Source organism: Lactivibrio alcoholicus (assembly GCF_055390895.1).
Window position 1 is genome coordinate 3,361,251 of the sequence record NZ_AP042471.1, and the last position, 12,816, is coordinate 3,374,066.

9 protein-coding genes and 10 tRNA genes are annotated in these 12,816 nt (G+C 53.5%); 18 read left to right on the plus strand and 1 reads right to left on the minus strand.

Annotated elements, in window-relative coordinates; all coding sequences use genetic code 11:
• Positions 1-182 precede the first annotated feature (182 nt).
• From infB to ACZ5IU_RS15590, 9 genes are all read left to right on the plus strand, one after another.
• Positions 183-2,168 carry a translation initiation factor IF-2 gene (gene infB / locus ACZ5IU_RS15550; RefSeq protein ID WP_464418940.1) on the plus strand — a complete coding sequence of 662 codons (1,986 nt, stop codon included), beginning with the start codon at positions 183-185 and terminating at the stop codon, positions 2,166-2,168.
• Positions 2,168-2,521, plus strand: a complete 354-nt coding sequence (locus ACZ5IU_RS15555) for a DUF503 domain-containing protein (protein WP_464418942.1) — start codon at positions 2,168-2,170, stop codon at positions 2,519-2,521. The genes infB and ACZ5IU_RS15555 overlap by 1 nt, the downstream gene beginning before the upstream one ends.
• Positions 2,442-2,939 (plus strand): 30S ribosome-binding factor RbfA, encoded by a 498-nt coding sequence (gene rbfA, locus ACZ5IU_RS15560; RefSeq protein WP_464418944.1) that lies wholly within the window; start codon positions 2,442-2,444, stop codon positions 2,937-2,939. The genes ACZ5IU_RS15555 and rbfA overlap by 80 nt, the downstream gene beginning before the upstream one ends.
• Positions 2,940-2,994: 55 nt before the next feature.
• Positions 2,995-3,903 (plus strand): DHH family phosphoesterase, encoded by a 909-nt coding sequence (locus ACZ5IU_RS15565; RefSeq protein WP_464418946.1) that lies wholly within the window; start codon positions 2,995-2,997, stop codon positions 3,901-3,903.
• Complete coding sequence (truB, locus tag ACZ5IU_RS15570) at positions 3,878-4,807, plus strand: tRNA pseudouridine(55) synthase TruB (RefSeq protein ID WP_464418948.1); 930 nt, start codon at positions 3,878-3,880, stop codon at positions 4,805-4,807. The genes ACZ5IU_RS15565 and truB overlap by 26 nt, the downstream gene beginning before the upstream one ends.
• The gene (locus ACZ5IU_RS15575; protein WP_464418950.1) at positions 4,804-5,811 is read left to right on the plus strand and encodes a riboflavin kinase; all 1,008 of its coding nucleotides are present in this window, start codon (positions 4,804-4,806) and stop codon (positions 5,809-5,811) included. The genes truB and ACZ5IU_RS15575 overlap by 4 nt, the downstream gene beginning before the upstream one ends.
• Before the next feature lie 169 nt (positions 5,812-5,980).
• A tRNA-Arg gene (locus ACZ5IU_RS15580) sits at positions 5,981-6,056 on the plus strand.
• 302 nt (positions 6,057-6,358) lie between these two features.
• Complete coding sequence (gene ileS / locus ACZ5IU_RS15585; protein WP_464418952.1) at positions 6,359-9,142, plus strand: isoleucine--tRNA ligase; 2,784 nt, start codon at positions 6,359-6,361, stop codon at positions 9,140-9,142.
• Positions 9,143-9,249: 107 nt separating this feature from the next.
• Complete coding sequence (locus ACZ5IU_RS15590; RefSeq protein ID WP_464418954.1) at positions 9,250-10,146, plus strand: RluA family pseudouridine synthase; 897 nt, start codon at positions 9,250-9,252, stop codon at positions 10,144-10,146.
• Here the strand turns inward: ACZ5IU_RS15590 and ACZ5IU_RS15595 are convergent.
• Entirely contained in the window at positions 10,103-11,758 is a 1,656-nt protein-coding gene (locus tag ACZ5IU_RS15595) for an NFACT family protein (protein WP_464418956.1), read from the minus strand. The two genes, ACZ5IU_RS15590 and ACZ5IU_RS15595, sit on opposite strands and share 44 nt — an antisense overlap.
• A 96-nt stretch (positions 11,759-11,854) precedes the next feature.
• Between ACZ5IU_RS15595 and ACZ5IU_RS15600 the strand changes: the two genes are divergently transcribed.
• The 9 genes from ACZ5IU_RS15600 to ACZ5IU_RS15640 all read left to right on the plus strand — a co-directional run bounded on the left by ACZ5IU_RS15600 (position 11,855) and on the right by ACZ5IU_RS15640 (position 12,735).
• Positions 11,855-11,930, plus strand: a tRNA-Ala gene (locus ACZ5IU_RS15600).
• Positions 11,931-11,947: 17 nt separating this feature from the next.
• Positions 11,948-12,025: transfer RNA gene (locus tag ACZ5IU_RS15605), tRNA-Pro, on the plus strand.
• Between the two features lie 35 nt (positions 12,026-12,060).
• Positions 12,061-12,137 (plus strand) — tRNA-Gly (locus tag ACZ5IU_RS15610).
• Between the two features lie 10 nt (positions 12,138-12,147).
• Positions 12,148-12,224: transfer RNA gene (locus ACZ5IU_RS15615), tRNA-Arg, on the plus strand.
• Positions 12,225-12,232: 8 nt separating this feature from the next.
• Positions 12,233-12,309, plus strand: a tRNA-His gene (locus tag ACZ5IU_RS15620).
• A gap of 8 nt (positions 12,310-12,317) precedes the next feature.
• Positions 12,318-12,394: transfer RNA gene (locus tag ACZ5IU_RS15625), tRNA-Arg, on the plus strand.
• 14 nt (positions 12,395-12,408) lie between these two features.
• Positions 12,409-12,484: transfer RNA gene (locus ACZ5IU_RS15630), tRNA-Lys, on the plus strand.
• 62 nt (positions 12,485-12,546) lie between these two features.
• Positions 12,547-12,622, plus strand: a tRNA-Lys gene (locus tag ACZ5IU_RS15635).
• Between the two features lie 29 nt (positions 12,623-12,651).
• A tRNA-Leu gene (locus ACZ5IU_RS15640) sits at positions 12,652-12,735 on the plus strand.
• Positions 12,736-12,816: the final 81 nt, after the last annotated feature.

Consider the following 12,816-nt stretch of genomic DNA (forward strand, 5'->3'; position numbering starts at 1 on the left):
CGGCGCCCTGGTCTCTGATTCATCCGAATACAGAGAGAGTGTTTTCCGAGTGCTGAATGGAATCGACCGCATCGCTCTGTCAACATCGATCGGAACTCGGAACACGCATGTCGTCGCTGTTCCTATGCACGGAGGATTCGCACGGAGCCTGATGCGTCTCCTGCCGGAAGGGGGAATTCAATTTGAGCAAGATACGAGTCTATGAACTGGCGAAGATGCTTGGAAAAACGAACAAGGAGTTAATGACAATACTGGTAGAATTGGGAGTCGACGTCAAGACGCATATGAGTTCCATCGATACCGATGTGGCCCAGATCATCGAAGATTCGCTTGGTACGCGGATACCTTCCCCCTTGCTGGAAAGCGTTCGTGATTCTGGAGAGGAGAAACCGATCGTCAGGCTCCCAGGGAAAGCGACTGTCCGGGATCTGTGCGAGTTGATGGGAATGACCCCGGAAGAAGGCGTCAAAACGCTTCTCGATTCGGGCATACTCGTATCGGCCGACGCGAAACTCGATCAGTCGATAGTTGACGTCTTCAAAAAGGCTCATGACGTTGAAATCGTCGTCTCCGAAGAATCCGCAGATGGCGAGGGTGACGAAGAACCCGTTTGCGTTCCGATAAAGAGGACCGTTTACCGCGGCGAACATCTGGTCCCACGTCCGCCGATCGTCACCGTCATGGGGCACGTCGATCATGGAAAAACGACGCTGCTGGACTGCATCAGAAATACGAATATCACGGCCCAGGAGGCCGGAGGAATTACGCAGCATATCGGTGCATCGACAGTCGTCCACGAAGGGCGGGACATCGTTTTCCTCGACACTCCGGGGCATGAGGCATTTACCGCTATGAGAGCTCGCGGCGCGCGCGCGACCGATATCGCCATTCTCGTTGTCGCCGCGGACGACGGCGTCATGCCGCAGACCCGCGAAGCGATCAACCACGCGAAGGCTGCCGGAGTTCCCATCATCGTCGCGGTGAACAAGATAGACAAACCGGACGCAAAGCCGGACCGCGTGAAGCAACAACTTTCAGACCTCGGTCTGATGCCGGAGGAGTGGGGCGGACAGACGGTGACGGTTGAAGTCTCTGCGAAGTCCGGACAGGGAGTTCCTCATCTTCTCGAGATGATTCTCCTTGTCGCCGAAATGGAAGAATTGAAGGCTGATCCGACAGTAACGGCGGAAGGCGTCGTCATTGAAGCGGAGCTCGACAAGGGGAAGGGGCCCGTTGCAACAGTCATCGTTCAACAGGGAACGCTCTGTCGCGGCGATGTTGTTATTTTCGACACATGCTGGGGAAAGATCCGTGCGATGATCGATTCAAAGGGGAAGGCGATCTGCAATGCAGGACCGAGTACTCCGGTAGAGATCCTGGGTCTGACCGGAGTCCCTCAGCCCGGTGAAATCTTCCGTCAGGTGGAATCGGAACGGGAGGCACGGGACATTCTCTCCCAAAAGGAACAGATCCGCAGAGACGGGGCAGTTTCATCCGCGCGAAAGATCACCCTCGAAGAGCTCTATTCGCAGCTTTCCAGCGACGAGAAACCGCATCTGAATCTTCTCGTCAAGTGTGACGTTCAGGGATCCGCCGAGGCGCTGTGCGACGCACTCGAAAAGATCGGCAACGAAGAGGTCGGAATAACTATTCTTCATAAGGGCGTTGGCCGTATAGCCGAATCCGATGTTATGCTGGCGTCTGCCTCCAAGGCGATCATCATCGGGTTCAATGTCCGGCCCGACGCGAACGCGAAAAAGATCGCGGACGACGAAGGAGTACAGATTCGTCTTTACGACATCATCTATGACGTCATCGATGACGTGAAGGCCGCGCTCGAGGGGCTCCTGACGCCGATCAAGCGGGAACACATTCTCGGGCAGGCTGAGATACGGGAGATCTTCAAAGTTCCAAAGGCCGGAAAGATTGCCGGATGTTACGTTACCGAGGGAATCGTTCGAAGAAACGCTTCTGTAAGGTTGATCCGGGGTGGCGTTGTCATCTGGAACGGAACACTGGCAAATCTTCGTCGTTTCAAAGATGAGGCACGGGAAGTTGCTGCAGGGTACGAGTGTGGTATCAATCTGGGCAGTTTTCAGGATATCCAGGAGAAGGACATCATCGAAGTTTTCGAGGTCGTGGAAGAGAAACGCCATCTCGACAGCTGATGGACCGGAGATCGGTCTTCTTTCCCGACGTTTTCGTAGGGATTCTTCTGTTATCTGTTGAGATTTCCTGGAGCAGGAGCGTCAAAGACCGACGAAGTGTCGTAAAGTCGATACTTGATCGTGTTCGCGCCCGATGGGATGTTTCCGCCATCGATCTCGGCCCTGACGGCATCTTGAATCGTGCTTTTCTCGGCTTTTCTTCAGTCGCCCCTTCGTCGTACATGGCCGTCGAACGTCTGGATGCGGTCCGCGGTTTTGTGGAGTCGATGCAGAATGCCGGTGAGTTCGACATTCTGGAATATAACCAAGAGGTGGAGCGATATGACCACTTTTCGCATACAGAGGATCAATAAGCAGATACAGAGAGATCTCTCGTCGTTCCTTGAGACGAAAGTCCGTAACGATTTCGCGAAGAATGCGATTATAACCGGTGTCGATTGTTCCCGGGATTTACGCTATGCGAAAGTGTACTTCACGACCATCGATCCGAAATCCCGGGATGACGTCCATAAGGCTTTGCGTGAAATCGCCGGACTTCTGCGGAGCTTTCTCGCCCACAGCCTCCCTTTGCGGTTGATTCCGGAACTTTCATTTTTCCCCGATACTTCGGAGGACTACGGACGCCATATCGATAGCCTTCTTGATACGGTGATTTCTCCTCATTCCGGTTCAGAAAACGTCGAAAACGACGACGAAGATGACGAAGAGCTCGACTTGAACGGGGACGAATCGGACGAGGACGGGGAAGATCTTGATGGCGATAAAGACTAATGGGGACGCCGTTTCCCACCTTCATCTGGGAAAGCGGTGGATACTTCTTTCTCACGTGAAACCGGATGGTGATACCATCGGTTCCGCTGCCGCACTCTTCAGCATCGGACGGAATATGGGGAAAGAATGCGTCTGGGGAGGACGCGATGCCTTTCCTGACGTTTACTCTTTCATCCCGCATTCCGACGCGTACCGCCGGATCGATTCTCTCGGAGAGTTTTCCCCTTCCTCGACCGATGTTGTCGTTTCACTTGATACGAGTACCGCAGACAGGAGCGTCGATGATCTTCTCAACGCTCCGTTTCTCCTGAATATCGATCATCACTACGATAACCCATGTTTCGGCGATGTGTACCACGTGGATCCTTCAGCATCTTCCACAGCGGAAGTTCTCTGGTTTCTCCTCAGCTCCGAAAGCGGGTTCGATATCACACGCGACGCCGCGCTCGCGTTATATGCGGGGATCGCGACGGACAGCGGATCGTTTTCCTTTTCATGCACCACGCCAAGGACGCATGTTGCCGTATCGCGGATACTCGAAAAGGGGATCATTCCATCGGATGTCCATCGCGCGCTCAGTGCCAACAGGACTCTTTCCGGCCTTCGTCTCTGGGGGATCGCTCTCTCGAGAATTTTCGTCAGAGAATCCACAGCAGTGACATGGCTTGTCGGCAGCGATTTTCGCGAATCGGGGGCCGACCGTTCGGAAACCGAGAATCTCGTGAATCAGCTTCTTCTTCTTCGGGGCATCGGTCTGGCCATACTTCTCATCGAAGAAGACTCCGGGGTACGGGCCAGCATTCGTTCTGAAGGAAGCGTCTCGGCAGCGGATATAGCGCATCGCTTCGGCGGCGGCGGTCACCCACAGGCTGCCGGATGTACGCTGCCGGGAACGCTTGAATCCGCCGAAAGGCTTCTTTTTTCCGTAATCGGAGACAATGGACGGCTTTCTGCTTCTCGATAAGGCTCGGGATGCGAGAAGCACATCCTGCGTGCAGCATCTCAGACATGTTCTCGGAAAACGGACAAAGGTAGGACACGCGGGAACACTCGATTCCTCTGCGGAAGGACTTCTGATCCTTCTGATCGGCAAAGCGACGTTATGGGCCGACATGGTTATGAACCTTCCGAAAACGTATTTTGTTTCGGCCCTTTTTGGGACATCCACCGATACGGATGACGCAAGCGGGAAAGAAATATCTTCAGGCGATGCTTCAGTTCTTTCCGAATCCCGGATCGATACGTTATGTTTGTCTTTTTTGGGCTGGAGGCTGCAGACCCCTCCCGACATTTCGGCAGTGAAGATCAACGGAATTGCCGCGCATAAACTCGCCCGTTCGGGTGAAATCCCGAAAACCAAACCCCGTCCCGTTTTCGTGAGGAATTTGTCACGCCGAACGCAGCTCGACGACGATGCTTGCGTCGACTTTACGATTGTCTGCAGCCGTGGGACATACGTCCGAAGCATTGTCAGGGATATGGGCAACGCTTTGGGGTGCGGAGGTCATGTCCACAGACTGCGCCGGATGTCAACCGGTTCCCTGCGAGTCGAGAGCGCCGTCGGCCAGGATGACTTTCTCTCCTTCTCGGAAAACGATGTCCGAGCGCGTCTTCTCCCTGTCGATGTCGTGCTCGACCACTATACGTGGTACGGCATGTCTGCCGAACAGTCGGAAGCCCTTCTTCACGGGAAGGGGATCGCGCTGTCTCGCATTACCCCTCTACGATACGGCGCCATTCCTTCACACAGCGGAATACTCGTTGTGCACGAAAACCATGTCGCGTTCTGCAAAACACGCCTTTTCGGTTCGACTCTCTTCGCGATACCACAAAGGAATATCCTGATTTCCGCAAGGGGAAACACATGATCGTCGCACTTGGAGCTTTCGACGGATTTCATCTGGGACATCAGAGTCTCTTTAAGGCGGCTTCCTCGCTCTCTTCTGTGAAAAGCGACACGTGGGGCGTGGTTACGTTTTCCCCGCATCCAGGACAGGTTTTATTTCCAGCCGCATCCCGTCTTATTTTCTCGGAAGAAGAAAAGCACGTTTTGGAATCGTATCTTGGGATACCGAAGGTTATTCGTATTTTATTTGACCTCTCATTAGCAACGGTTGGACACATTCCTTTTCTGGAACTTCTTTTTTCGATTCCATCTCTTTCGGGTATCGTTGTGGGAGATAATTTTCGTTTCGGTGCAGGGCGAACAGGGGATACGAACGCAATTCGGGCAGCCTGTGACCGTGCGAGACTTATCTTTCGTTCGCTTCCCCGCATAAAGATCGGGAATCGGGTCATCAGCAGCTCCGCAATAAGGCGACTTATTCAATGCGGCTATCTCGAAGAAGCCAGAGAGTGGCTCGGTCATCATTACTTTCTTTCCGGAAGAGTCGTCCATGGTAATGGGAGAGGAAGGGCACTCGGTTTTCCGACAGCGAATATAGCTGTCCCCATTTGGAAAATACTTCCACCGGAGGGCGTCTATGCAGCATTAGCCGTCATTCGCGGAGAGCGGAAGATCATGCGTTGCGCGCTGAGCATCGGCGAAAATCCCACATTCGGCGATGTCGCCGAGCGCAGAATCGAGGCTCATATCCTCGATGGCGAATCGGACTTTTATGAGAAAAATATGTGTATACTGCCTCTCGTTTTTCTCAGGGAGTCTGTTCGCTTTGCAACCCCGGCGGAGTTGAAAAAACGAATTTCCGAAGACGTCGATACAGTATCGAATTTGAACGAAATGCATCCTGGCTTCTCGACCGCAGAAAATTTTCTTCTGTCCCTTTCCTGTAAACACGAGTCCGATTCCCCGGGACGGATCTGGTCGTACGACGCCCAAGCACACATTCTCCGTCCGAGGGGAAGTGGATAAACCTCTGATCTCCGAAACCACATACCTTTTTGCGTTCGTCAGGAATTCGTACTGATTGCATTCTCAAAAATGATTCCCTTCTCCTTGAATATCCACTTTCGAGTGTAGCAATATCGCGATCCCTTGACAGCCACAAGAAAGCCGTGTAACGTATCCATCGTCTTTTCGCGGGCCTGTAGCTCAGAGGATAGAGCGACGGCCTCCTAAGCCGTAGGTCGCCAGTTCGAATCTGGCCAGGCTCGCCAATTTTCCGCGAAGAATCTGCCCGGGGAAAGCGGATAGATGTTCGGGGCTCTGTGTGCGAAACCATCCGACAGCCTTTGTGGAACGAATCATTGTCCGCTGGACGATTAGGTTCACGTTCTGTTTTATCGTACGAGTGGATTTTCGAATCGGTCTCCCTCTTCGGATGTTTTGCGTCAGCTTTTGTTGCTGAGGATGGAGTCTTTTATGGGTTCCTATAAGTCCGAACCGGGGATATTATCGGAAAACGGGCCGTCCTGCTGAGCGGGACGGCATTTTTCCTATTAAAGAGAGGTGGGGAAACATGGCGGACGATTTCAAAAAAACATTGAATCTTCCCGAGACGACGTTCCCGATGAAGGCCAACCTCGCAAAAAGAGAACCGGAGTTCTTGGCGTTCTGGAAAGAGAACCGAATTTACGAGAAGATGGTTTCCCAACGTGAGGGGAATGCCCCGTATATCCTTCACGATGGTCCTCCCTACGCAAACGGAAATATCCATATCGGAACCGCCTTCAACAAGGTGCTGAAAGATCTCTTTCCGAAATACAAGACACTGAGAGGGTATTATTCGCCGTACGTCCCCGGTTGGGATACGCACGGTCTTCCCATTGAATTGCACGTCCTCAAGTCGGAAGGCGTCTCGAAGGATTCGATTGATCCCGTGGAACTCCGGAAACAGTGTACCGAGTACGCATTGAAATATCGTGATATTCAACGTGGGGAATTCATTCGGCTCGGAGTTTTCGGAGATTGGGACAATCCATATATGACCCTGTTTCCGGAATACGAGGCAGCCCAACTCGGAGCGTTTGCCGACATGGTCGAGAAAGGGTTGGTGTACCGGGGAGAGAAACCCGTCTTTTGGTGCATCGATTGCCAGACCGCTCTCGCTGCCGCCGAAATTGAATATTGGGACGAAAAATCTCCTTCCGTGTTCGTCGCCTACTCCCTTCCCGAAGCCGGAAAACGTTTCCCGCAACTCGGAACTGAAGACGTTAACGTCATCGTCTGGACGACAACTCCTTGGACTCTTCCGGCAAGTATGGCCGTCGCAGTCGGTCCCGAGTACGACTATCTCTTCGCGAAGGCAGGGAAGAAAACGTATCTCTTCGCGAAGAGCCTCAAGGAATCTCTGAGCCGCTCGACCGGCCTCGTCTTCTCTGAAGACATCATCACGGTGAAGGGGAGGGAACTCGAAGGTCTTTTCGCGACCCATCCGTTTTACGGGGAACGCAGAACACCCGTCGTTCTCGCCGAATATGTCGAACTCAACACGGGGACAGGATGCGTCCATACGGCTCCAGGACACGGCGTCGAAGACTACGAAACAGGAATTCGTTATGGAATAGAAGTATACAACCCTGTCGACGATTCCGGTTATTTCGTCCCCGAAACTCCGCTCGTCGGCGGCCTCTCGTTGGACGACGGAGCGAAAAAAGTTCTTGAAACACTGCGTGGCAACGGCAGACTCCTCGGGATAGCTACGATAAACCACTCGTATCCCCACTGCTGGAGATGCAAAAAACCAGTTATTTTCAGATCGACGAAACAATGGTTCGTCAAAGTGTCCGATTTCCGTGAGGAGGCGCTTTCCGCAATCGACAACGATGTCGCTTGGGTCCCGGAGTGGGGAAAAGACAGAATCTACAACATGGTTCGTGACCGATCCGATTGGTGCATCAGTCGTCAGCGCGTCTGGGGAGTGCCGATCCCTTCGTTCACGTGTACGCATTGCGGAACTTCCATTCTGACGCCGGATAGGATCCGTCGGGTGATGGAACACGTCCGGCGTGAAGGGAGTTCCGTCTGGTGGAGGGAGTCCCCCGAATTCCTGCTCGGGGACCTGGCATTCTGTCCGGAATGCGGCGATCGGCACCTTCAGAAAAATACCGACATCATGGACGTCTGGTTCGATTCCGGAGTCAGCCATCTGGCCGTTCTCGAGACAAGGAAGGAACTCCACTGGCCTGCTGAACTCTATCTCGAGGGCAGCGACCAGCATAGAGGCTGGTTTCAGACATCCCTGCTGACATCCATCGCGACGCGGAACAAGCCGCCTTTCAAGAGCGTTCTGACACATGGCTTCATCGTCGACGGCGAAGGAAGAAAAATGTCCAAGTCCGTCGGAAATGTCGTCCGGCCTCAAGAGGTCATCGACCGTTACGGCGCCGATATATTGCGGCTTTGGGTCGCTTCGACGGATTACAGGGGGGATATTCGCATCTCGGAGACGATTCTCTCGAATCTCGCCGAGTCATATCGACGAATCAGGAACACGGCAAGGTTTCTTCTGGGAAATCTTCATCACTTCGATCCGTGGGAAAATTCGATCGCATACAAGGACATGCCAGAAATGGACCGTTGGTTGCTTTCACGCCTCTCCCAAATCATAACGAAGGTCGGAATGGCCTATGACAACGCGGAATTCCACGTTCCGACTTTCCTGATCCATCAGTTCTGCGTCAATGAGCTGAGCTCTTTCTACCTTGACGCGAGCAAGGACAGACTCTATGCGGAAAAGGCTGATTCCCTCACGAGGAGAAGTTGCCAGACCGTTATGTGGAACGTTCTCAAAACACTGACGACTATGCTATCTCCAGTTCTCAGCTTCACCATGGAGGAGATCTGGCAGTCGATGCGGACGGTCGACCCCAGACTCTGCGAGAGCGTGTTTCTCACCGACTGGCCCGTTGCCGATCCGGAATGGGACAACGCTTCCTTGTCGATGCCGTGGGAGCAGCTTCTCGTCATTCGGAGCGCGATCAGCAAGGCTCTCGAGAAAGCCCGTTCGGATGGGAAGATCGGGCATTCTCTCGAGGCAACCGTCGTCGCGGAAAGGGGAGCGTTTGCCGAAACCGCCAACCGTTTCTCCAGCGACGATTGGGCTCTTTTCCTCATAACGTCGGAATTCCGATGGGTGGACTCCTTCGCGCCGGATTCTCCTGCTGTCGTCGACGAAGAAACAGGCCTTCGCCTCCTCGTCGGGAAAGCCTCGGGAGAAAAATGTCCCAGGTGCTGGAAATACAGCGAGACGGTGAACGAGAAGGGATTATGCCCGCGTTGTTCTACGGTTCTGACGGAATAACTTCATGCGGAGGATCTTCGTGTGATACCGGGAAGAGGAGTGGAGGCCCCTTGTCTTCACTCCTCTTTTTTCCTCACGACGACGAACGTTCTCCGGAAGAACTGATTGTGCCGGAATCATCGCGGGAAGAACGTCTCGACGTCTTCCTCGCGCGTTCGCTCGGATTTTCAAGGAACTTCGTTCAGGGACTTATTCGCGCCGGGAACGTCCAGGTAGACGGAGTCGATAAGCGGAAAACCTCGACAGGAATTCACGCGGGAGAAAAAGTTACGGTGAGGATTCCGCCCCCGCGTTCATCGGATATCGTTCCGGAAAATGTTCCGTTTGACGTCATCTTCGAGGACCAATACATCATTGTCGTCAATAAACCCGCCGGGATCGTAGTCCATCCCGCTCCCGGAAACTGGACCGGGACACTCGTCCATGGTCTTCTTTATCGATATCCGGATATCGGAAACATCGGCAACGTATTGCGCCCCGGCATCGTACACAGGCTCGACGAAGCGACATCCGGGCTTCTCGTCGTCGCGAGGACACAGACCGCGTTAACGGAATTGCAGACTCAGTTCAAAGAAAGAAGCGTCGGAAAAAGATATCTGGCCGTCGTCCGTGGAGCATTCAGTTCTCGCGAAGGAACTATCGATCTCCCCATTGGCAGGGATCCGGCGAACAGAATCCGGATGGCCGTCACCAGAGACGGCAAGAAGGCAAAAACGGAATTCCACGTTCTGTGGACGAGGAAAAATGTCTCGTTCCTGTGCGTTTCGATTCATTCCGGGCGAACACACCAGATTCGCGTCCACATGAAAGAAATCGAACATCCCGTTCTCGGAGACGCGCTTTACGGCGGATTACGAAAGGAAAATCCCGGACGACTTCTTCTGCACTCCTGGACGCTTTCCTTCATACACCCGGTATCCGGGAAAGCACTGTCCTTCAGGAGTCCCATTCCTTCCGATTTCATCTCCGCTCTTCGAGGACTTCTTTCCAATACAGCGGACTGACCGTTACATTCCTTTCATTTCTATAACGGACGTGCGCGATCGTACCCGGAATCGGGCGGACGAAACGTTTTTCCGCAACGATCACCTGAACGGCCCCTGAAGATCGTGCTCTGCTGTAATATGCGGCAAGACTCGCGGCGAATCTGACGACGTCATCTCCGACCGTCACCGAAGCGGCTCGAACGATGACATGCGACCCCGCGACATCGCGCGCGTGAAGCCAGAGATCGGAAGGGAGCGATTCGGCCAGTGTCACCATCCTGTTGCCGATTGCGGACAATCCGATGGAAATGCGCGCATTTCCATATTCCATTCGCTTCACTGCGTGTTCGTTCGACTTTTTCCCTTTTCTTCCTCTACGGGGACTGTGCTTCGGTGAGAGCCATTTTCGAAGATCCTCAAGTGCCAGTTCAAGCAACGACGACGAATCGACTGTCTCAAGCAAGGAGAGTTGTTCATCCAATTCGGCCATGCTCTCCCGGATATCCTCGATCGATTGCTTGACGTTGTTCGGATTCCCTTTCGCCTTCGCATACCGGGAATAATATAAAGACGCGTTGTCTTGGGGTGATTTCATTGGATCGAGAGAAACCATAATTTCTCTCGTGCTCCCATCTTCATTCCAGTATGGGAGCATCGCCTGTTCCATCCCCTTACGAAGAGACGATATGTTTGCGAGAATCGCGTCTCCGGCCATTCGATACTCCGGAGCCTTCAAAAGAAGCATCTCCCGACGAAGCATTCCGTCGAGGAGACGTTGTTTTCTGTGTTTTTCCCTCTCGATCAGCGAACAAATGCTTTTGGTGACTCTTCTCGCGACACTGCGCACAACCGGATCGCAAAGAAAACTTACCGAAGCGCGGAGGGCATCTCTTTCCTGAAGTTCTTCGGCCTCCCGGAAGACAACAGGGAACGCGATTAAGTTTCCGTCGAGGACCTGTAGTCTCAGAAACGAATCGCCATCCACATATCCTTTACGAAAGGAGTCGCTCCAGAAAGAAGGAGGATGGGAATCCCATTCCCGTTGCACGGCCCGGCGTACGCTTCTGCTGAACCCGACAATGTGTTCGACATCGTCAACGGACGCGTTTTCTCCGAGGCATTCGTCTCCCGACACGGACGGAGGCGGTACGTAGGAGAACGGAGGAGAAATGGTGCGATCTCGCGTTCCCGCCGGAATAATCTTCGCGGCATCGATCACAGCGTTTTTCTCGTCGCACAGAACAAGGTTCGCAAATCGATCCAGGGACTCGAAATATAACGAAACAGGGCGAATGAAGCCCGCGCCGAGCGTCTTTTCGAAGCGGAGGCGAAGGATTCTGTCCTTGCCGACTTGTTCCACTTCACGCAGGCGGGCGCCGGAAAGATGTGCCCTGCACGATTCTTTGAGAGAAGAGGTATGGCCTTCACGAAGGAGGGATTTCAAAGTCTGATCGTCGGCGGAGCAACAGCCTGATCCTTGCGAAGACCAACAGACAAAGAACCATTCCTCTCCCGAAAAATGCAGGGCAAGCCACTCGGATCCGGCCTCGATCCTTGCGATCTGCCGGTTGCAAAAACGGCGACAGAGAGATATTTTCCAGAGATGTACGATTTCGGGACCGAACTTCATGAAATGTCCCCCCTTGATATTGTTCGCATTGTAAGACACCTGTCCGTGGCTTGACAAGCGGTGTCGTCGTCATTACAATATCGCCGTTGATTTGATGGGGCTGTAGCGCAGCTGGGAGCGCGCTTCCCTCGCACGGAAGAGGTCAGGGGTTCGAATCCCCTCAGCTCCACCATTATTTTTTGTTTTTATCGGGGCGTAGCGCAGTCTGGTTAGCGCACCTGCTTTGGGAGCAGGGGGTCGAAGGTTCAAATCCTTTCGCCCCGACCAAATTGCAGCTACGGGCTTCATGAGTGTCATTACGAGCGGGAATAGCTCAGTTGGCTAGAGCGATGGCCTTCCAAGCCGTAGGTCGCGGGTTCGAATCCCGTTTCCCGCTCCAGTTTTTGTTTGCGCCTGTAGCTCAGGTGGATAGAGCAACGGCCTTCTAAGCCGTGGGTCGCGGGTTCGAGTCCTGCCGGGCGCGCCAAGGATATGGTGAGCGTAGCTCAATTGGTTAGAGTACTGGACTGTGGCTCCAGATGTTGGGGGTTCAAGTCCCCTCGCTCACCCCAGTTAATATGCGCCCGTAGTTCAGCTGGATAGAACGACGGACTTCGGATCCGTAGGTCGCGGGTTCGACTCCTGCCGGGCGCGCCATTTATAGAAAATGAGGACCGTTAGCTCAACCGGTAGAGCATCTGACTCTTAATCAGGGGGTTGTGGGTTCGAGTCCCTCACGGTCCACCATTCTTTCGACCGCGTCATTGTATTTTTATTTCGTCATAGGGCATAGTGATTTCTCTCCATAAGGACCGTTAGCTCAACCGGTAGAGCATCTGACTCTTAATCAGGGGGTTGTGGGTTCGAGTCCCTCACGGTCCACCATTTTTTCTTCCTTTTCCTCCGGTTTTCCGGCGAGAGTGGCGAAATGGCAGACGCTCCGGACTTAGGATCCGGTGCCTTCGGGCTTGGGGGTTCAAGTCCCCCCTCTCGCACCACGGTGACTTCCTCTTTTCCTTCGAGTTTTATCCATATGCAGTGATATAGTGAAAGAACGCGAAGGTAGGTGTTTCGTCGTA

What these genes read in the sequence shown, in the direction of transcription:
- truB (WP_464418948.1), top strand. Translation starts at nt 3,878, where the DNA reads ATGGACGGCTTTCTGCTTCTCGATAAGGCTCGGGATGCGAGAAGCACA.
- ACZ5IU_RS15555 (WP_464418942.1), top strand. Translation starts at nt 2,168, where the DNA reads ATGGACCGGAGATCGGTCTTCTTTCCCGACGTTTTCGTAGGGATTCTT.
- ileS (WP_464418952.1), top strand. Translation starts at nt 6,359, where the DNA reads ATGGCGGACGATTTCAAAAAAACATTGAATCTTCCCGAGACGACGTTC.
- ACZ5IU_RS15595 (WP_464418956.1), bottom strand. Translation starts at nt 11,758, where the DNA reads ATGAAGTTCGGTCCCGAAATCGTACATCTCTGGAAAATATCTCTCTGT.
- ACZ5IU_RS15575 (WP_464418950.1), top strand. Translation starts at nt 4,804, where the DNA reads ATGATCGTCGCACTTGGAGCTTTCGACGGATTTCATCTGGGACATCAG.
- rbfA (WP_464418944.1), top strand. Translation starts at nt 2,442, where the DNA reads ATGCCGGTGAGTTCGACATTCTGGAATATAACCAAGAGGTGGAGCGAT.